15 protein-coding genes are annotated in these 20350 nt (G+C 71.2%); 2 read left to right on the top strand and 13 right to left on the bottom strand.

All coding sequences use genetic code 11. The features are described from left to right. Window positions 1–41: 41 nt before the first annotated feature. The 11 genes from ACFZCP_RS42095 to ACFZCP_RS42045 all read right to left on the bottom strand — a co-directional run bounded on the left by ACFZCP_RS42095 (window position 42) and on the right by ACFZCP_RS42045 (window position 12423). The gene (locus ACFZCP_RS42095) at window positions 42–1301 is read right to left on the bottom strand and encodes an MFS transporter (protein ID WP_391441808.1); all 1260 of its coding nucleotides are present in this window, start codon (window positions 1299–1301) and stop codon (window positions 42–44) included. 111 nt (window positions 1302–1412) lie between these two features. Beyond that, on the bottom strand, window positions 1413–2660 hold the full coding sequence (locus tag ACFZCP_RS42090) for an ATP-dependent carboxylate-amine ligase (protein WP_391441804.1): 1248 nt from the start codon (window positions 2658–2660) through the stop codon (window positions 1413–1415). After that, on the bottom strand, window positions 2657–3835 hold the full coding sequence (locus ACFZCP_RS42085; RefSeq protein WP_391441802.1) for a DegT/DnrJ/EryC1/StrS family aminotransferase: 1179 nt from the start codon (window positions 3833–3835) through the stop codon (window positions 2657–2659). The genes ACFZCP_RS42090 and ACFZCP_RS42085 overlap by 4 nt, the downstream gene beginning before the upstream one ends. Next, the gene (gene blsG / locus ACFZCP_RS42080) at window positions 3832–5055 is read right to left on the bottom strand and encodes an arginine 2,3-aminomutase (protein ID WP_391441798.1); all 1224 of its coding nucleotides are present in this window, start codon (window positions 5053–5055) and stop codon (window positions 3832–3834) included. Before blsG ends, ACFZCP_RS42085 begins: the two co-directional genes overlap by 4 nt. 122 nt (window positions 5056–5177) lie before the next feature. After that, window positions 5178–6137: a CGA synthase-related protein gene (gene blsF, locus ACFZCP_RS42075; protein WP_391441795.1), complete on the bottom strand. Its 960-nt coding sequence runs from the start codon at window positions 6135–6137 to the stop codon at window positions 5178–5180. A gap of 49 nt (window positions 6138–6186) precedes the next feature. After that, the gene (gene blsE, locus ACFZCP_RS42070; protein ID WP_391441792.1) at window positions 6187–7221 is read right to left on the bottom strand and encodes a cytosylglucuronate decarboxylase; all 1035 of its coding nucleotides are present in this window, start codon (window positions 7219–7221) and stop codon (window positions 6187–6189) included. A gap of 48 nt (window positions 7222–7269) precedes the next feature. Continuing rightward, the gene (locus ACFZCP_RS42065) at window positions 7270–8487 is read right to left on the bottom strand and encodes a hydroxymethylcytosylglucuronate/cytosylglucuronate synthase (protein ID WP_391441788.1); all 1218 of its coding nucleotides are present in this window, start codon (window positions 8485–8487) and stop codon (window positions 7270–7272) included. Window positions 8488–9228: 741 nt separating this feature from the next. After that, on the bottom strand, window positions 9229–10122 hold the full coding sequence (locus tag ACFZCP_RS42060) for an MBL fold metallo-hydrolase (protein WP_391441785.1): 894 nt from the start codon (window positions 10120–10122) through the stop codon (window positions 9229–9231). Between the two features lie 301 nt (window positions 10123–10423). Continuing rightward, on the bottom strand, window positions 10424–11497 hold the full coding sequence (locus ACFZCP_RS42055; RefSeq protein WP_391441781.1) for a fatty acid desaturase: 1074 nt from the start codon (window positions 11495–11497) through the stop codon (window positions 10424–10426). Between the two features lie 222 nt (window positions 11498–11719). After that, complete coding sequence (locus tag ACFZCP_RS42050) at window positions 11720–12301, bottom strand: shikimate kinase (protein WP_391441778.1); 582 nt, start codon at window positions 12299–12301, stop codon at window positions 11720–11722. Next, window positions 12298–12423 (bottom strand): hypothetical protein, encoded by a 126-nt coding sequence (locus ACFZCP_RS42045; protein ID WP_391441776.1) that lies wholly within the window; start codon window positions 12421–12423, stop codon window positions 12298–12300. The genes ACFZCP_RS42050 and ACFZCP_RS42045 overlap by 4 nt, the downstream gene beginning before the upstream one ends. Before the next feature lie 608 nt (window positions 12424–13031). On the opposite strand from ACFZCP_RS42045, the gene ACFZCP_RS42040 reads away from it, so the two are divergent. Together ACFZCP_RS42040 and ACFZCP_RS42035 are read left to right on the top strand one after the other, a co-directional pair. Next, complete coding sequence (locus ACFZCP_RS42040; RefSeq protein WP_391441774.1) at window positions 13032–15863, top strand: lectin; 2832 nt, start codon at window positions 13032–13034, stop codon at window positions 15861–15863. Window positions 15864–16245: 382 nt separating this feature from the next. Further along, window positions 16246–17289, top strand: coding sequence for a SpoIIE family protein phosphatase (locus tag ACFZCP_RS42035; protein ID WP_391441771.1), 1044 nt, complete (start codon window positions 16246–16248; stop codon window positions 17287–17289). 88 nt (window positions 17290–17377) lie between these two features. Here the strand turns inward: ACFZCP_RS42035 and ACFZCP_RS42030 are convergent, their stop codons facing one another. Then, entirely contained in the window at window positions 17378–19369 is a 1992-nt protein-coding gene (locus ACFZCP_RS42030; protein ID WP_391441766.1) for a glycoside hydrolase, read from the bottom strand. A gap of 244 nt (window positions 19370–19613) precedes the next feature. Further along, a complete protein-coding gene (locus tag ACFZCP_RS42025; protein ID WP_362695509.1) occupies window positions 19614–20237 on the bottom strand; it encodes a TetR family transcriptional regulator in 624 nt (207 codons plus the stop codon). Between the last annotated feature and the right edge of the window lie 113 nt (window positions 20238–20350).

Here is a 20350-nt window from a genome sequence, read left to right as displayed (position 1 = left end):
GTCGGGTGCGGGGGCGTCGTCCCGTCGGGCGTGCGGCGGGGTCAGCCGGTGCCCGCCGCGCCGGCGGTGGCGGGTACGGCCGTCGTCCGGGCGAACAGGCCCCGGCCGGCGAACGCCCCCACCGCGGCGAGCAGCGCCGCGCCCACCGCGACGGCGAAGACACCGTGCGGGCCGAGCGGGCCGGCCAGCAGGCCGCCCGTCTGCTGGCCGATCGCCTCTCCCAGCACGGTGGCCAGGGACGCCCAGGTGAACGCCTCGGTCAGCAGGCGCTCGTCGGCGAGTGAGCCGACCAGGGTCATCTCGGCGGCGGAGACGAGCGCGATGGGTGCGCCGCCCACCGCCAGCGCGACGCCGAGAGTGATCTCCGAAGTGGCCAGTAGCGGCACGGCCGTACCTGCCGCGAAGGCGAGCACCAGCCAGGGGAAGCGGCGGTGGACGGGCCGCTCGGTCTGTGTGTCCCCGAGCCACAGCGCCCCGACCGCGCTGCCGATGCCCCAGCAGGCGTAGACGAATCCGGTCCGCCCGGCCGTGCCATGGGCGTCGACGAAGGCCGGGATGGCGAGCGTCATCAGGCCGATCGGCACGGCCGAGGCGGCCATCACCGCGAGCAGTGCGAGCAGGCCCCGATGGTGCAGCGGACCCAGCAGACCACCGGGTGAGCCGGCCTGCCCGGCTGCCGCCCGGTCCTTCGCGGCCGTCGCCCGGTCCTTCTCGGTCACTTCGGGCGGCAGCGGGGTGAGCGCCAGCCCGACCGCGCCGATGCCGCCGAGCACGGCGACCGCGGTCAGGGCTGAGGCGGCAGAGCCGGTGGCCATCAGGGCCGCGAGCATGACGGGGGTGCCGATGACGAGGAGTTCGGTGAGCAGTGCCTCCCACAGATAGGCGGTGGCCCGCTCGTCCTCGGCGAGCGGCAGCCGCGCCCACAGGCCGCGCATGCAGGCGTTGGCCGGGGGCAGGGCGGCACCGGCGAGTACCGCCAGCACGAGCTGTGCCGGGTCGGCCGGTCCCGTGGCCCACACCAGGAGGATGAGCGCGGCCGGGAACGTCAGTCCCGTCGCGAGCAGCACGGTCCGCCGCCCGACCCGGTCGACCCGGCGGGCGACGAGCGGGCTGCCCAGAGCCATGCCCACGGTGTAGAGAGCGGAGACCAGGCCCGCCTGCGGGTAACCGCCGCCCTGCTCGCGCACCACGAGGACCATGGCGAGCGACATCAGGTAGACGGGCAGCCGGGAGACCACGCTCCACCCGGCGAGCCCGGCGATGTGCGGGCGCGCCAGCAGGCGCAGGAACCTCCGTGGCATCCCTGTCATCGTGGGTCGTTCCTCCGTGGGTCGTGGGTCGTGGGTCGTGGGTCGGGTGGGGGCGGAGCCGGGTCGGGTTCGGGGCGCCGGGCGGCGTCGGCGGCGCGCGGGTCAGGGGGAGGGCGCCGGTGCCGCCTCGGCATGTGTGGCGACCTCGATGCGGAAGACGTCCAGCACATGTCTCATACGGCGTTCCACCTCGGCGGAGGTCGCGCCCTCGACGTGGACGTGTCCGCAGGAGTTGTGCGAGGCCCGGCGGGCGGCGACCCGCTCGCCGGGCGAGGTGCGCAGGGCGGCCGCGATCACGCCGGGCAGGCGCAGCAGTTCCTCCTCGGAGGTGAGCGCGGTGACCGTGCCGGTTACGGGCAGCGGCAGCAGCAGATCGCCGACGCAACGGCGCTCGCCGTACTCCAGGGCCGGGCGCCGGCCGGCGTACACGTCGAGGGTCGCGCCGAAGACGTCGAACCCGTAGGCGTGCCCGTGGTTGGCGGCGATCTCGCAGCCTGCCATCCGGACCCCGACCTCACCGGCGTACATCCGGCCGTCGATCTCGAAGAACTCCATGTGCAGATATCCGTGGTCCAGGCCCATCCCACGGACGATCCGCCGGACCGCGCCGCGCACGTCGCAGGCCGGTCCGGGGCCGGAGGCGACGCTGATGTTCGCGTTCATGGCCCCCTCGACGATGTCCAGGGGCCGGCACGGCATGGCACTGGGCCAGACGTCCAGCACCTCGCCGTCCAGGATCAGCGCGCACGCCTCCCACTCGGTGCCGCCGAGGTGTTCCTCCACCATCCAGTGGCGCGCGGCGAGATCGACCCGGCCGAAGTCGGAGGGCTCGCGCAGGAGATAGGTGTCCACGCAGGCGAAGGAGTCGACGGGCTTGAGCACCACCGGCCAGCCGTGGGCGGCGGCGAAACGGGTCACGTCGCCGGCGGCCCTGACATGGGCGTAGGCGGCGGTGCGCAGCCCCAGCTCCCGGAACTTGTCCTTCATGTCGGCCTTGTTGCGCACCCACCGCACCTGCCAGGGCGCGAGGTGGGGCAGGCCCACGAGTCCCGCGAAGCGCTGCGCGATCTCCTGGCGGGGCTCGGACGGGTTGCAGAAGCGGGTCGGCCGGAGCGGCTGCCGGTGGATCCAGTCGAGATAGCGGCGGGCCTCGGCCCGCAGCGGCGCGCCGCGGCGGATCCAGAAGGCCGGCAGGTGCGCGGTCTCGTTCAGGTACTGCGCCGACATGTCGGCACGCGCGTCCTCGAACCGCAGCAGGACCAGGCCGTCGGCGCGGTTGCGGGCGGCGTGGCGGGTGAAGGAGGAGGCCCGGTCGTCCGCCAGCAGCACGGCCTCCGCAGCCCCGGTCACAGCAACTCCAGCGTCTGCCGGAGCGTCTTGGCGGCAACCCGCTGTTCCGCCTCCGGCAGCTCGGGGGACAACGGCACGCACAGGGTGCGGTCGAGCAGCGAGCGGGTACGGGCGAAGCCGTCCCTGCTGAGCGCGTGGGGGATCCCGTCGGCGAGGTTCCAGGGGAAGCCGTCCGCGTACAGGGAGTTGCGCGAGGTGAGCACGGGGTGCTCCGGCAGGAGGTACTTGCCGAGCGTCCAGTGGGCGATGCCCCGGGCGCTGAGCAGGTCCACCGCCGCGTCCCGCAGTTCCCGGCTCTCCAGCTGCAGCCGCAGGCTGGTCTTCGCGTCGCCGGCCGACCGCGGCAGCAGCGCGATGTCCGCCCGGGCGGGCAGTTCCTGCGTCGTGATGGCGTAGTGGCGCTCCAGGCCCGCCAGGACGTCGTCGAGGTGCCGGAACTGCTGCAACTGGATGGCGGCGACCTCCTCGCTGGTGACGAAGTTCTCGCCGTAGTAGGCCCCTTCGTTCCAGGTGGGATAGCGGCCGGGCACCCGTGCGGAACCGTGGTCGTGGTAGCAGCGCATCACCTGCCAGGCGGCCGGGTCGTTGGTGACCAGGAGTCCGCCCTCGCCGGAGGTCAGGATCTTGTTGTGGTGGAAGCTGAAGGCACCGGCGTACCCGCGGGTGCCGGCGCGCCGGCCGTCGGGGAAGGCGGCGCCGAGCGCCTGGGCCGCGTCCTCGATGACATACGGGACGCCCTCGGGCAGCGGGGCGACGGCACCCTCCATGTGCGCGACGACGACCCGCTGTGCGTCCGGCGGCAGCAGGGACGCGTCCAGCGAGAACGACTCGTCGACGTCGACCGGCACCGGGATCAGCCCCGTCGACAGCACCGCACCGGCCACCGCCACGAAGGTGACGGCCGGGATGTACACGACGTCGCCCGTCCGCGGCCGGGTGGACACCAGGGCGAGCCGCAGCGCCTCGGTGCAGTTGTGCACGGCGAGGGCGTGGTCCGCGCCGAGCTGTTCGGTGACCCGGCGCTCCAGCCGGTCGGCCATGCTCTCCGTCTCGGTCTGGTAGCGGAACAGCACGCCCTGGTCGATGGCGTGGCGCAGTTCGCTCATGTCCGACCAGTCGAGGTAGTTGGCACCGTACGGCAGGAATCGCTGTCCCAGCCTCTTCTCGAGTGTCATCGTGCACCCTCTCCGGTGGCCGTCGTCCGGTTTTCGGTCATGCCGGGCGCGTGGCGGAAGGCGTGCGCCGCGGCGGATTCGGTGAGGGGGCAGATGCTGTCGTCGACGAGCATCTCCTCGCCCCGGAAGTTGCGCAGGGCCAGCCCGTCGGGCGTTTCACGGTAGTACGGGCGGGCCATGGGGATTTTCCCGAGGCGGGTGGTGAGGACGTACTGCGGTACGCCGAAGCCGGTGATGTGGCCCTGCAGGCCCTCCATGATCTCCCAGCCCTTCTCGATCGAGGTCATGAAGTGGGAGACACCGGTGACGTTGTCGCAGTGGTAGAGGTAGTAGGGGCGCACGCGGATCCGCAGCAGCTCGGTCATGAGGCGGCGCATGGTGGACAGGTCGTCGTTGATCCCGCGCAGGAGAACGGTCTGGTTGCCGACCGGGATGCCATGGCGCAGCAGCCGGTCGACGGCCCGCTCGGACTCCGGGGTGATCTCCTTGGGATGGTTGAAATGGGTGTTCAGCCAGACGGGGTGGTAGCGCGCGAGCATCTCGCACAGCTCCGGCGTGATGCGCTGCGGAAGCAGCACCGGGAACCGGCTCCCGATCCGGATGATCTCCACGCTCGGGATGGCCCTGAGGCCGGAGATGATCTCCTCCAGCTTTCCGTCCCGGTACGACAACGGGTCGCCGCCGGTGAGCAGGACGTCCCGGATCTCGGGATGCTCGGCGATGTAGCGCAGGTCCTCGCTGAAGTCCTCGCCCTCGTTGCGCTCGAAGTAGGTGCCGTCGACGTCGGTGGTGTGGAACTTGCGGGTGCAGTGCCGGCAATAGACCGGGCACGCCTCCGTGATCAGCATGATCACCCGGTCGGGGTACTTGTGCACGACGCGGTTGGTCCTGCGGTAGTACATGTCGCCGACCGGATCGACCTCCGCGCCGCTGAACTCCATCAGCTCGCCGAGCGCGGGCACGGCCTGCTGGCGCACCGGGCAGCCGGGGTCGTACGGATCCATCAGCGAGGCGTAGTACGGCGTGACGGACCACCGGTACTTGCCCGCCGTCTCCGCTATCGCCTTCTCCTCCAGGGGAGTGGGCCGGATCCACTCCCGGGCCTTGTCGAGATTGGTGATGCGCTTGCGCATGTGCCAGCGCCAGTCGTTCCACTGTTCGTCGGGGATGTCTTGGCGACGGGTGAGGGAAGGCTCGATCCCGTCGGGGTCCGTGCTCATGTGGGACATCGCAACTCCGGTTAGGCGACTCGGGTCGGGAGTACACCTGCGTGGGTCGAATGCACCACCCGGCAGGGCCGGGCGTGCGGCTGCCCTGCGGACAGCGCGGTGGGTGGGTGCGGTCAGAAGGCGATCGGGGCCAGGGCGAGCTGACGGAGCGTCCGGGCGATCCGCTGGGCGCCGCGCAGGTCGTCCGGGCCCAGCCCCGACCATGCCGAGTGCGCGTCGGTGTCCGACGGGGCCCACAGGGCCGGGTCGGCGGGGTCGGTCACCGTCGTCAGCCGCACGGCCTGACCGGCGCGGCGGGCCAGGTCGTCCTGGTCGTGGTCGAGGGGCGGGAGGAGGGTGAGCGGGGCGCGGCGGGACTGCGCCAGGGTCAGGGACGTCAGCGTCGGGGAGGCGATGAACACCCGGGCCGCCGCGTGCAGGGCGTCCACGTCGGCCGTGCGGGCGTCGTGGACCTGGACACCGGTGGTGTGTGCCAGAGCGGCGGCCGTGATCGCCGCCTCGCCGTCGCACACCACGTCGCACCGGCCGGTGCGACGGACCGCCTCCTCGGCCACGGTGCGCAGCAGGCCTTCGGCGAAGGCGGCGAGGTCATGGCCGGGCGCCCGGTGTCCGGAGACGAGCAGCAGGCAGCCCGTCCGGGTTCTGTCGCGCGCCAGCCGGGACGGTGCGATCAGGCCCGCGGAACGGGCGCCGTCCGGACCCGTGGCCCGGGGTCCCGGCAGCCAAGCGGGGGCGTGCGCGCGCACGGCGGCGGCCGTGACGGCCGGCAGCCCCCGGGTCCGGTACCCGGAGTGCAGATACACCACCGGCACCGATCGCTCGGTCAGTTCCCGCGCCACGGCGGGAAGGTCGCACACCAGAGCGGCGTCCGGACGGTCCGCGTCCTTGCGGATCCACTTCCGTCCGTCCGTCCCCCCGGTGTCCTCGACCAGGTCCATCTCGCGCAGTTGGGCGGCGATCCGGCGACGGGCGGTCACCGAGTCGAGCCGGCGGGGGGCGGCCACCAGCAGCAGGCGTCGCCGTACCGGTGCCGGCCCGTGCGCCGGGAACTCTCCTTCGCCGTTGGCGGGCATCTCTCTCCTGTCGCCTGGACCGATGCGGACCCGGGCCGGCCGGGGTGGGTCAGTACTGCCACGGCCGCGCGCCGCCGAGCCGGGCGACGTCGTCGCTGTACCCGGCCGCCGTCGCCGAACAGCCGTTGCACATGCGGGGCCCTTCGGTGCGGAAGAAATCCGCATGGGCATGGAAGGCCGGTGTGTCCAGCCGGATGACACCGTCCTCGCGCAGCGGAGCACCGCCCGGTTCGCCGTCCTCCTCGCGGTGCGGCAGGCAGCTGCAGGCGTACGCCCGGCCGTACTTGCCGTCGAGATAGATCACGTCGTCGACGACGTGGCACAGCGGTTCGCTCGCCCGCGGAGTGACCGAGTCCGAGAAGTACCGCTCCTGTTCCTCGGGGGTGTCCCCGTAGAACCGCTTGCCGAGGGGGACCAGCATCCGCTCGGGGTCCGCGTCGTAGATCGGGTCGCACAGCGTCCGCACATGGCCGGGATCGGGGTAGCGGATGGCGCGGTCGAGCTTCAGGGCGGACAGTTCCCACTGCTGCACGCCGGCCTCGGTGAGGACCTTCTGCAACGGGGGCATCTCGGTGTAGTTGTGCGGTCCCACCACGCTGTTGACACGCGGCAGCACGCCGAGCCGGGCGGCGGCGCGCAGCCCGCGCAGCCCGTTGTCGAACATGCCCGGGGAACGGCGGTAGACGTCGTGGGTCGCGGCCGAACCGCCGTCGAGGCTGACAATGACCTGGGCGAGGCCCGCGTCGGCCAGCCGCTCGACCTGCCGGGGCAGCATCATGCCGTTGGTGATGACCGACATCTTCATGCCCGCGTCGGTGCCACGGCGCACCAGCTCCGCGACGTCCGCGTGCATCAGCGGCTCGCCGCCCGTGAAGCGGATGTAGCCGACCCCGGCCTCCACGGCCCGCGGCAGCAACTCGTCGAAGTCCTCGACGGAGAACCGGAACGTGTCCCGGGAGAGGGCGAACTCGCACATGAAGCAGTCCGCGTTGCAGGCTTCCAGCAGGCGGATGAAGAGGTATCTCTCCCGCGTGCCGGCGCGTCGCTGCGGCCCGCTGGACCGGGGAACCGGGTGCAAGGTCATGGCGGAACCTTCCTGTGGTCCGATGACGGCCGATGGGTGGTCGTCCGCTCAGCCGCGGGCCGCGGTGGCCGTGCGCAGGGCCAGGTCCAGGACGTGGTCGGCAACCTGGGCGGCGCCGTTGCGGCCGACCGTGTCGGCGAGCGCGGTCCAGCCGGCCCCGGCCCCTGCGCGGCGCAGCGCGGCGAGGATGCCGTCGCGCACCTCGGCCCGGGTCCGTACGGCGTCCTCGTCGGCCGCGGTGGCGATGCCCGAGTAGATCAGCCTCAGAGCCGCTTCCTCGGCGGTCGTACGGTCGCGCAGGACGTCGGCCTCGGAGAAGACCCGGTCGGGCCAGGCGACCCGGACGTCCGCGCCGACCGCCCGGCTGTGGAAGCGGCCGTTGAAGATCTGGCTGAGGTTCTGCGGCGGGAGGCACACGGTGGGTGTGGCCCGCGCACCGGCCTCCAGCAAGGTGGTGAGCCCCGGCGAGGTGAGCAGGACGTCGGTGTCCGCCAGCCGCTGCAGAAAGGCCTGGTGCCCGAGAGGGCCGTAGGTGACGTGCATCGGCGAGGCATGGTCCGCGTCGGCGGAGTACTCGGCCGGGAGGTTGCCCGCGACGTGGACCTCCTGCACGCCGAGGGACTCCAGCGCCCTCAGCGCCGCGGGTACGACGAGGCGCGGGTAGGAGGTCCAGTCGGTGAGGGTCGGTGAACGCAGTCCGCCGACGCTGACCAGCGCACGGCGTGCGGGCCTGCCGTGGACGGGACCGGCCGGTGCATCGGCCGCCCGTACCCGGTCCGGCACCGCCGTGACCGCCTCCACCCAGCGCAGGTTCGTGATCGAGGCGAGCACGTCCCGGCACTCGTCGGGCAGATCCACACACCGCTGGGCGCAGTACACGGACACGTCCGTCGGGAGTGCGTCCCTATCGCCCTTGGTCCACAGGAAGGGCAGGCTGTCGACGAAGACCGTGGGGACCCCGGCGGCCTCCAGCGCGACGGCCGCCGGGCCTTCCAGCACGACCAGTCCGGCACGGACGTCCTCGCGGCGCGCCACGTCCGCGACCGCCTGCCGGTCGTCGGCGGACGCGTCGTACCAACGGTCGATCCCGTGCGCCGACAGGAGCGAACGACTCAGTGCGGAGGCGATGCCGACGAACCGCAACGGAACAGGTGACCGGTCACGGAGAGTTGCGATCAGGGCGCTGAGCTTGCCGGTGCTGCCCCAGCCGAACTCGGCACCCGTGAGGGCGATGGTGGGGGTGGGATGCGGTGACTGCGTCTGCATCAAGCGTGGGAGCCCTTCCTCGCGCACGGCCGAGTGTTCCGACCGATCACGGATTTCCGGACGACCCTCATGCTCAGCGAGGCCGGAAGCGGCACGCAAGGGCGTCGTGTCGACTTCTGGCCAACCCTTGGCAGTTACAACTCATGTGCATTACCGGGTGGTTGGCCTGCTTCTCCGGCCGCGTCGCCATGGACGGTCCACGACACCCCACGGCGACTGTGCGTGACCGAAGCCGAGCCATCGGCCTTGGCGTCACGGGCCTTCACGGCCCGGGCGCCACGCCGTGCGCAGCCCGGGTCCGCCGTTCCCCGGGGCCGGCGAACCTTGCCCGGACCGCCCCGGCTCGTGCGCGCCGCTGTACTTGAAGAGCGTAGAAGCGGGTGTGAGGTTGGCTCATATACCCGCACAGGATTCATCGTTGTGAGTGACACGTGCATGCTCGGCCGCGCCATCGGGCCGCCGGTGCGCTCACCGGTGCGCCCGCCGGGCCGCCGACGTGGCCGAGTTCGCCGAGGTCCTGGCCATGGTCGCGGCGGGCGGCACCGCAAAGGACAGGGCAGCCGCCCGGCCGGCCTGACGCAGGGATCCGGGCCGATCACGGGGACTTCTGGATCACCGGACCTCCCGATCACAGACCCTCACAGGCCCTCACCGATCACCGGAGGCCTCTGATCACCGGGTCCTCGCCCCGGAACCCCCGATCAGAGGGCTTTCCCGATCAGGAGGATTCTCCCGATCCCCTCACGCCGCATGCTCGCCGCACAGACATGCCACGCCGGTGTCGATCCACTCCCGGCCCGTCCACTCGGGGTGCCGCTCGATCAGGACCGCGCGGACCTCCTCGACGATCGTCTCCCGGCTCATTGCCGAGTCACGGCGTGCCCACGTCTCGTCGCGCAGTTCCCGCAGGTAGCCGAGGACGTCCTCGAGCACCTCGGTTCCGCCGATCCGGCCATGGCCGGGAACCACGGTCCGTGGCCCGGCCTCCGCGAGCCGGGCCATGACCTCGATCCACCGCAGGCCGCTCACATCGGTGTCGTGCGGCGGGAACCACGGGAAGATGGCGAACTGCCCGGTCTCGGCCAGGTCGCCGGTGAACAGCACATCGGCATCGGGAACGGTGATCACCTGGTCACCCCTGCTGTGCGCGCGGCCGACGGCCTGCAGGCGCACCACCCGGCCGCCGAGGTCGAGGTCGTGGGACTCCTCGTAGACGACGTCCGGCGTGGGCACCCGGGCGGCTTCCAGCCGTTGTGCGACGGTCGTGCTCAGAGCGCGGAACATCGAGAGGTACCCGGCGCCCTTGACGGCAAGGTCCTCGGCCTGCGCCCTGTTGACCAGGAACGTCGCCTCGTCGGCGAAGACGTCCGCGCCGAAGGCGTGCTCGGGGTGGAAGTGGGTCGACGTCAGATACAGCCTGCGTCCCTCGGCGTAGTCACGGGCGAACGCCAGTACGGCCCCGGCGTTCTCCGGCCCCAGGCCCGTGTCGACCACCAGTACCGAGTGCGTCCCGCCGATGACGCCGACGTTCGGGACCAACTGCACGCCCCGGTCGGGGACGACCACCAGGTCGCGGGCGACCTCCTGTGCGCCGGTGGTCCGCACCTCGGGGTCGGGCAGCTCAAAGTCGGCCATGACACATACTCCTCGCCTTGCCGGACGGGCCGGGATCCGAGATCCGGGATTCAGCGATCCGGGATCCGGGACTCAGGGGTCCTGGATTCAGGAATCCGGTCCGGGTCCGATGTCGATTGCCCTTCCACCCCACCTCCGCGCCGACACAGCGTCCAATACCTGTTGAGCAGGCATGATGCCGGTCGGGTATCACGGCTGGTGAGGGTGTTGCGGCGCCGCGCGCGGCTGACGCACACCGGGGAAGGCCGGCTGCTCGGCCGGCCTTAAATCGGGGGCCTGACGGGCCGCGGCCTCCGTGTCGTCACGCCCGTCGCTGCTGCCTGATCGGCTCTCCCACCCGGTGCATGTGCGCCAGGGCTTCGCGGTAGGACTGGATCAGTCCGGTCTCGTGGTACGGCACGTTGGTCTCCGCGCAGTACTCCCGCACGATCACCTGGGCCCGGCGCAGGTGGGGCGTGGGCATGCTCGGGAACAGATGGTGCTCGATCTGGTAGTTGAGCCCGCCGAGCATCACGTCGGTGAGCAGGCCGCCGCGCACGTTGCGGGACGTCAGGACCTGGCGCCGCAGGAAGTCGAGGTGCTGTGCGCCGGTGACCGTGGGCATCCCCTTGTGGTTGGGAGCGAAGGTGCAGCCCAGATAGACGCCGAACAGGCACTGGTTCACGGCGAGGAACGCCACCGCCTTGCCCGGCGAGAGCACCAGGAACAGGGCGGACAGGAGCCCCACGATGTGCACCAGGAGCAGAGCGGCCTCCAGCAGCCGGTTCTTCATGGACGGCGAGCGCAGCGCACGCAGACCGGCGACGTGCAGGTTGAAGCCTTCCAGGGTCAGCAACGGGAAGAACAGCAGCGCCTGGTGACCGCCTATGAGGCGGGCCGGACCGCTGCTCGCTCGGGCCTGTTCGGTGGACCACACGAGGATGTCCGGAGCGACGTCGGGATCGAGCTCCTCGTGGTTGGGATGGGCGTGGTGGCGGGTGTGCTTGTTCATCCACCAGCCGTAGCTCATGCCGACGCCGAGGTTGCCGAACAGCAGCCCTCCTATCTCGCTGTGCCGACGGCGCCGGAAGACCTGACCGTGGGCCAGGTCGTGCGCCACCAGGGCGATCTGTCCGAACACGAAGGCCAGGAAGGCGGCGACGGCCAGTTGCCACCAGGTGTCGCCGAGTGCGAGGAAGGCACCCCAGCCCGCCGTGAAGAGCGTGACCACCAGACCGAGCCGCGCCGTGTAGTAGCCGGGCCGCCGCTTGAGCAGCCCGGCCTCGGTGATGCGCTGGGACAGTCTTGCGAAGTCGCTTCCGGCGCGGCGGCCGGACGTGTCCGCGCCTACGGCCGGGGGACGGGTTGCCACAGAGGCATCGGGGGAAATCGTCATGCCCGAAATTCTCGGGAGGCGGGCCGTCCCGAAACAGCGTGCCAGCCACCGTGTGTGCCCGAGGGCTGGCCCGTGCACCGTCCGGGGGTTTTCCCCCGGTCGGGCCCCGCATCCGGCTCTGCCCGCCCCGGGCGCCACCGCCGCCGGGACCGGGGGAGTGGGGCGGCCCGGGGAGGGCGCGCGCGTCACCGTCCGTGGGCACGGTGCGCTCGCCCTGGTCGATCACCCGTTGCCGAGCAGTCGTGCCGCGGTCTGGGCAGGCGTCTCGTCCAGGGTGTAGACCGTCCGCGTCGCGACCGTGCGGGTGCCGGGGTCGTCGACCCAGCCGGCGAGGAAGTCGCGTCCGTCGATGATCCAGGACCGGCCCTTGCTCGCGGTGCAGCGCCGGCGCAGGACGGCCAGTGAGATGTCGCGGTCGGGATGAGGGAGGATCCGGATCACCTCCCGGCACGGTTCCAGGGCGGTGCGGACCGTGGCCAGGTGCTGGTGGTCCGAGTAGCTGGTGTGGCCTGCGCCCAGCGCGATCACGGCGCCCGGGTGGTCGATGACGACGCATGCCACGGCGTGCGCTCGGGCCGGCTCCCACTCGGCCTCGGCCGTCGGCCGCCCGACGGCGCCGATCCGCCCGCGAAGTCTTGCGATGCTCCATCCCACCTGCGCGTAGTACGAGTCCGCGGCAGCGTCCAGATCGACGAACGGTCTGTGCGCTCTCGCCGCGATCTCCCGGCCGAGGCTGGTCTTCCCGGCGCCGGCCGGGCCCACCAGAACCATCCACGGTGCCTCGGCGGCGGTGGACCGGCTCATGACGCGGTCGCCTCGTCCTGTTCGGCGAAGGTGCCGAGTCCGAAGCGGGTCGCGGCGCGGACGAGAGCGACCGGGCGGGAGCCGCCGGCCGCGCTGGCGCCGGAGGCGACTGCACTGAGCACGAGCACACCTTTCCGACCGGTGTCGCGAACACCGGCCCCCTCTCCTGTCTGTTCAACGACCACCTGTGAAGGTACGCCCTCGCACATCTTCCGGGCGATGATCCCGCCCCCGGCTGGCGCCCGCCGCCCGCCGGCCGGCGACCGGGCGATGGCCACCACGCCACCGTGCTCGGCGTTGCCCACCGGCCGGCACCCGCCGCACCGCAACACCGGGAGCGGATCCTCCGCCGGACGACGGCGGTTCCTTGCCCAGGGGCGTGTTCTCAACTCCGTTCGAGGGTTGCCAGGTTGGGGCACGCGACTCCGTGACCACGTGGCGGTGGGGCGGTATTGACGCGGGATCGCCCCGTGGCTACGTTGCGACAGTGCTCCGAGCCGGTGTGGCGTACGGCATCGGGAGAGGCGAGTGGGATTCCGAGCGTCCGGCGGCGCCCGCTCGATGGACAGACCCCAGCGGTGCCCGCTCGATGGAAAGAAATTCGGTCAAGGGTTGGACAACGTTGTCACCAGTGATCCAAAAATGCCATGCGACAACGTTGTCGCCATCCGCCTGCGTCCGTACGGCTCGGTGTGCTCCCCGACGCATCCCCCTCAGGAGGCAGATCGCGATGTTCTCGACTCCGGCCGGTGGCCACCGGCTTGGTACGCGCAGAAGACCGCCTCGCGGCCATCGGACCCGTACGGTCCTGGGTGTTGCCGCCGGCGCCACCCTTCTGGGCGCGTACGCCCTGCCCGCTCCCGTTGCCTGGGCGGCGCCCGCGCGGGCGGTCCACCTCGTGTCGTCACCGGCGGACCTGGTGAACCCCTTCATCGGCACGTCCAACGACGCCAACGACTTTCCCGGCGCGGACGTCCCCTTCGGCATGGTGCAGTGGAGCCCCGACACCTCCTCGCGCCCGCCCGGCGGCGGGTACGAGTACAAGGACTCCTCGATCACCGGCTTCAGCCTCACCCACATCGCGGGGCCGGGCTGCGGCGCCGCGGGTGATGTTCCCGTGCTGCCCACGGTCGGCGCCGTCAACAACGCGGCGACGGACTCCTTCTCGCACGCCGGCGAGTCCGCCTCGGCCGGCTCCTACAAGGTCGCCCTCGACAACAAGGTGACCACCGAGCTCACCACCACCCCGCGCAGCGGCATGGCCCGTTTCACCTTTCCCGCCACCTCCCAGGCCAACCTGATCCTCAAGCTGGCCGGCAGCCAGAACGGCGGGAGTTCCACACAGTTCAACGTCGTCTCCGGCACCGAGGTCAGCGGCCAGGTCACCAGCGGGAAGTTCTGCGGCGCCGGGAACACCTACACCGTCTACTTCGACATGGTCTTCGACCGGCCGTTCACCACCAGCGGCAGCACGCTCGCCCCTCGCAGGAAGCCGTCGTCGCCGCCCTCCGCGCACGCCGGCAAGAACGACCCGGACAAGCCGAACAAGCCGCGCCTGCACGGCACCATGCCCCAGCAGGGCGCCGACAAGGCCGTGGCCCACGGTGCGACCCCGGCCGCCGCGGCGTCGAACGCGCACGTCACGTTCGACACGACCACGAACCCGGTGGTCCAGGCCAAGGTGGGCATCTCCTACGTGTCCGGGGCGAACGCGGTCGCCAACCGGAGCGCCGAGAACGCCGGATGGAACTTCGACGACGTCCGCACCGCGGCCCACGCGGCCTGGGACGACGCGCTGGGCAAGGTGCGGATCGGCGGGGGCACGGCGGACCAGCAGAAGATCTTCTACACGGCGCTGTACCACTCGCTGCTGCACCCGAACGTCATCAGCGACAGCAACGGCCAGTACTACGGGTTCGACGGCAGGACCCACACCGTCGATGCCGGGCACAACGCCGCCTACGCGAACTACTCGGGCTGGGACATCTACCGGTCCCAGGCCCAGCTGGAAGCACTGGTGAGTCCTCAGGTCGCCTCCGACACCGCCCAGTCGATGACCGACGACTACGCCCAGACCGGGCTCTTCCCCAAGTGGTCGGAGAACAACGGCGAGTCCTACGTCATGGTCGGCGACCCGGCGGCGGCGATCATCGCCGACTACCACGCCTTCGGCGCACGCAACTTCGACACCGCAAAAGCGCTGGCCGGCCTGCTGAAACAGGCGAGCACGGCCAACAACGACCGGCCGGGCCTGAACTACCTCGACAACCCGGGCTACGAACCCCACAACGGCACGTACGGCTGCTGCAACTTCTACGGCCCGGTGGCCACGACCCTGGAGTACGACACCGCCGACTTCGCCCTGTCCGCCTTCGCCGGCGCCCTCGGCGACACCCGGAGCCGGCAGACGTACGCCCATCGCGCTCAGGACTGGCGCAATGTGCTCAACCCGGCCTCCGGCTTCGTCCAGCCGCGCAACGCCGACGGTTCCTGGACCGGCGGCTTCGGCCCCACCAGCGGCACCGACATGGTGGAGGCCGACTCGTGGATCTACTCCGGCATGGTGCCCTTCAACGTGGCCGGGCTCGCCGCCGCCAAGGGCGGCAACAAGGTGATGAGCGACTATCTCGACACGGTGCTCCGCAGCTACACCGGCGCCGACGGCTACGCCTGGGTCGGCAACGAACCGAGCATCGAACTGCCCTGGGAGTACGACTACATCGGTGAGCCCTACAAGACACAGGGAACGGTGCGCTCGGTCCAGGACCAGATCTGGTCGAACACCCCTGCCGGCCTCGCCGACGGCAACGACGACCTCGGGGCGATGAGCGCCTGGTACGTCTGGTCCGCACTGGGCATGTACCCCATGACGCCCGGCACGTCGGACCTCGCCCTGGGCTCACCCCTGTTCACCCAGGCCGTCGTCACCCTGCCCTCCGGGAAGACCCTGACGATCAACGGCGACGGCGCTGCGGACGACGCACCCTACGTGCAGTCCGCGACGTTCAACGGGTCCCCGTGGAACAGCGCCTACGCACCCACGAGCGCGATCACCTCCGGAGGAACGCTCGGCTACACGCTCGGCACGAGCCCGAACACCGGCTGGGCCACGAGTGCGTCGGCGGCCCCGCCCTCCTACCCCGGCGACACCACCGCGCCGACGAAACCACGGGTGGGTCCGGTCAAGTCCGGGGTCAACTCCGCGCTGTGCGTCGACGACGCCAACTCGGGCACCGACGACCGCACCGCGATCCGCCTGTGGACCTGCAACGGCACCTACGCCCAGGACTGGACGGTCGCCACCGACGGCACCCTGCGCACGCTGGGCAAATGCCTCGACGTGGCCGCCAGTGGGACGACCAACGGCACGCTCGTCCAGCTGTACACCTGCAACGGCACCGGAGCCCAGCAGTGGACGGCGGGCGCCGACGGCTCCCTGACGAACCCTCATTCCGGACTCTGCCTCGACGATCCCGGCTCGTCCGGCACGGAGGGCACCCGCCTGCAGATCTACACCTGCAACGGGACCGCGGCGCAGAAGTGGACCCTGCCGGCGGCCTGAGGTCCGCGGTTTCCCGCGCGCCCTCGGGCGCACACCACCAGTGGGCTCGCGGTCCCGTGCACCGCCGGGACCGCGAGCCCACTGGCGTCCTGTGCACCGCCGGGTCCCACTGGCTCCCGCGGTTCCCATGCCCGCGCTTCCCGTCCGCTGTGTGTCCCTGCCCTGTGCATCCGGGAGGGCTCCCACGTGTCCTGGAAGGTCCCCCACCCGTGACACGGCACGCGCCACGTTCCGGATGAGGGGAGGCGCGGGATCTTAAGGTGCGCATATGCCTCCATATCACCCTCATCCGGGCGCAGAGAGTACGGCCCGGGCCGGGTCCGCCAGGTTGTGGCGTGCGCCCCTGCGGCAGGGGTGGCTCTGGTGGCTGCCGTTGGTCGCCGTGGCGGCCGACATCGTCGTGGAGCTGGCCATCCACGGCAAGGAGCCCGTGAGCTTTCTGCTCATCGCCGTACCGCCGATCACCGCGGCGACACGCGGGCCGCGGGGCACCGCCCTGTCGACGGTGGTGTGTCTGGGCCTGCAGTTCTGGATGGCCGCACGGCGTCCCGGGCACTTCGCGGAGCAGCACCACATCGCGCTGTACGTGTCGACGCTGCTCATCGGGATCGCCAGTACGGTCCAGGCCTGGCAGCGGGAGCGGACGGAGCAGCACCTGACGCGTGCTCATTCGGTGGCCGCGGCCATGCAGCGCGCCCTGCTGCGACCGGTGCCGTACCGGCTGGGGCGGGTTCGGGCCGTCGGCTACTACGAGGCGGGCGAGGGAGGAACACTGGTCGGCGGAGACCTCTACGACGTGTGCGAGACCCCGTTCGGCGTACGGGCGATCATCGGCGACGTACGAGGCAAGGGACTGGACGCGGTGCAGACGGTGGCCGCGGTCCTGGGGAACTTCCGGGTGTCCGCGCACGAGTGGTCGAGCCTGGGGAGGCTGACGCAACGGCTGGAGCTGAGCATCACCCGCAACAGTCCGTCCGGGAACGTGGAGGACCCGGAACTCTTCGTGACCGCCCTGGTCGTGGAGATCCCCGACTCGGGTGACGTGGTGGAGATCGTGGACCGTGGACATCCGCCTCCGCTGGTCATCGGCCCGGGAGGCGTCCGGCAGCTGGCCACCGTCCCCGCGCTGCCCCTCGGGCTCGGAGCGCTGTGTCCGCAGAGCATCCGGACCACCGTCCACCCCCTGTCTCCCGGTGAGGTGCTCGTCGTGCACACCGATGGTCTCAGCGAGGCCCGCGATGCGAGCGGCGCCTTCTATCCCATCGCCGACCGCCTGGAGGACCGTTTCCGTGGCCATGGCCGGCCGGAGCCCGAGGCCGTGGTGTCCTTCCTCCGCGCCGACGTGGCACGCTGGTCTGCGGCCCCGGACGACGACGACCAGGCGGTGCTGGCCATCGCGCTGGGGCGAGCGGACAGCACGAGCTGAGGCGCCCCGGTGGGGAGATCCCGCCGACCGGCGCGCCGCGCCCGACGGCGTGCGGGACCGTACGACGACCCCGCCCGCCGCCTGCGTCTCACAGCCCCTTGGGGCACAGACGCCGGACCTTGCCGCCGTCGACGACCGCGTCGCTGCACCCGGCGGGCAGACCCTTGTAGGACGTCGTGGAGAAGTTGGCCGTCACGGTCAGCGCCCCGTCACCGAACGTCGTCCGCTGCACCAGGTGGTCCGGGGTCAGCCATCGGAAGCCGGTCATCGGCCGCGTCGCCGCGGCCTTGTGCAACGGCCCGAAGTACTTCTGGAGTTCGGCGATCTGCGCGCCGTGCCGGTCGAGTTCGGACTTGTCGAGCACCAGGTTGAGCGGCACGTTGTACAGCATCGCCAGCAGAGCGCGCGTGCGGCTCTGGTCGGGCAGCTTCGACCACGACAGCTCCCAGCGCTCGGTGCTGATGACCGAGTCGTGCAGCACCGTCTGGTAGAGCGGCACCCGGTACCTGGGGTCGTACATCGCCTTGGCGACGTCGGCCGGGAGACGGACCGGCTTGAAGAAGATCGCGGGTGCGCCGGCGGGCGCGTAGCCGCCCCAGGCCGTCCGGTCCCGCTCCAGCTTCCACAGCCGGTCGTCGACCGGTGTTCCGGATCCGTGGCTGAAGGACAGCACACCGTTCGCCCAGGAACCGGCGCTCTCCGAACCGAGGACCAGCTTGCGGTCGCCGGACAGCCACCCCATGCGGGCCAGCCGGTTGCGGCGGTCCTGCGCCTGGGTCATGGGGTGCGCGGGAGAGCGGTCGGTGAACAGCTCGCCGGCGGCGTCGACGTCGAGGAAGTAGCTGGTGGCGCCGTTCGCGGTCATCTCCCGGGTGCGGTCGGCCAGGTAGTGCCGGGAGGGCTCGGCCCGCCGGAGCGCCTCGGAGCTGACGTAGCAGCCGCGCCCGCCGAAGCCGGTGACGATCTTGCCGTCGGCCCCGTGCACGCACGCGTCCTGCCACACGGGGGCAGGCCACTTCGAGACCGAGGTGTCGGCCGACGCGGGGTCCTGCGCGTTCGCCCAGGAGTCGTACGGCCCGACGAGATAGCCGGACCGCTCGGCCAGGCTCACCGCCGCGCGGTCCATGGGGGAGTCGTCGGCGTCGTAGCCGATCCACATGCGGTCGACGCCGAGCTGCCGCAGCCGGCGTACGCCCTCGGAGGTGCGGGCCTGGCCCCATGTGTAGGCGTGGAAGGCGCCCACCAGCTTGCCGACTTCGGGATTCCGGGCGATCTTCTCGCGCAGGGTGGTGATGCCGCCGTGGTCCTGCAGCCAGGCGCGGTAGTCACGTGCCGCGGCCACCGGCGATCCGTCGGTGAGGGCGAAGGCCACCGTGTAGTCGGTCGTGGACTCCTGCGGCGAGAACCGGTGCTCGGTCTCGGTGTGCAGACGACCGCGGGCGGAGACGAACTTCAGTGTGGTCCCGATGTCGGACGGGACGAGGTAACTCGCGCCGTGCTCCGCCGACATGCTCGTGCCCCAGAACGGCATGGTCAGACCGTCGGACATGCCCGCCTCCGTGCCCGCGAGCCCTGCGGACGCCGAGTTCCACCACTGGTCGGCGACCGGTACGGACAGGCCTTCTCCCCGCGGTATCTGCAGTTCCCTGGTGGCCGGATCGGTGCCGGTGACCGGCCAGTTCAGCGTCGTCCGCCGGTCGGAGTGCACGGACACCACCAGCCGCCCGCCGCTCGTGGACGCGGTGACCGTGAGCCCCTGCCGCGCGTACCCCCATGTGGCCCTGCCCCCGTGCACCGAGACCCTTCCGGCAGGGCCGAGGCTGCCGGTCGCGGGGGCGGAGAGCTGCCAGCTGCGGCCGTCGTCGGCCCGGGCCCGCACGGCCAGTGACGTGAGGTCGACCACCGCACGTCCACCGGAGACGGGTACGGTCAGCCGGTCTTTGCTCGCTTCGATGCGCGGGCGGTCCTGTGCGCCCGTCCCGAATGCGGCGGCCGTGCCGATCACGCCGCCGACCACCGCGAGGGCACCGCTGAGCGCGATGACCTTCTTCCTGGTCTTCCTGATCTTCCGTGTTCCCATGGGCGGTCACTGTCGTGACGCCGTATAAGAACTTTGTGAGAAGTGAGAAGTGAGAACTGAGAAGTCAGCAGTCAGAACACTTCCATGCCGTCGTCGGCATCGCCGCGGCCCTCATCCGCTCCTGCAGTGTCACCGGATGACGACATCTCAGGACGGCTGATGCATCTCGGTGACGATGGTGTAGAGCTCGATGATGACGCCGTCCTTGATGCGAGCGACCGGCTCGCTGCGGTCGCCGACGTCGTCAGTGCCGTTCCGGAGAGCCGATCCCGCGCAGGATCCCGAGAGCCTGTTGCAAGGGTGCCGGGCCGGTGTCCGTGATGCCGGCCGCGCGGCGGGCCCGGCGCGTCCGCAGGACCGCGCGCACCGCGGACAGGGCCGCGCACGCGATGACGGCCGCCCTGAGGTCGGCGTCGGGCGTGTCGGGGGGCAGCCTGCGCCGGACCAGGGCGGTGAGCCGTTCCTCGAAGTCGGAGAAGGCCTGCACGAGGCGGGACGTGATGACGTTCTCGAGGTCCCCGACCGGATGGCTGAGGGCGGTCAGGGTGGAGGCCGAGAACGGCTTGGCCGCCGCCAGCAGCGCGTTGCACACCGCGTCCAGGGGCTCCTCGTCCGCAGGACGCTCGGACAGGGCCTTCTCGACGTAGGCGAAGATCTCGACGCCGTCCGGCAGCAGCAGGGCTTCCTTGCTCTCGAAGTACCTGAAGAACGTGCGGACGGAGACGTTCGCGTGTGCGGCGATGTCGGCGACGGTGGTGGCTTCGAAGCCCCGCTCCTTGAACAGGCGCGCGGCCCCTTCCAGTAGGAGGCGCCGCGTCTCCTCCTTCTTGCGTTCGCGCAGTCCAGCAGGGGTGATCTCACTCGGCATGGGGCGAAGCCTCCGCCATGGTGTCCTGAGTGTCAATTGGCACACATGTCACGCGGAGGGTCGCAGCCATGAATCTGTCAGGAGTGCCAATTGTCATTCGTGCCACTTTCGCT

It is taken from the genome of Streptomyces sp. NPDC007971 (assembly GCF_042958635.1).
GTDB lineage: Bacteria > Actinomycetota > Actinomycetes > Streptomycetales > Streptomycetaceae > Streptomyces.
This window is presented reverse-complemented; position numbering and strand designations above follow the sequence as displayed.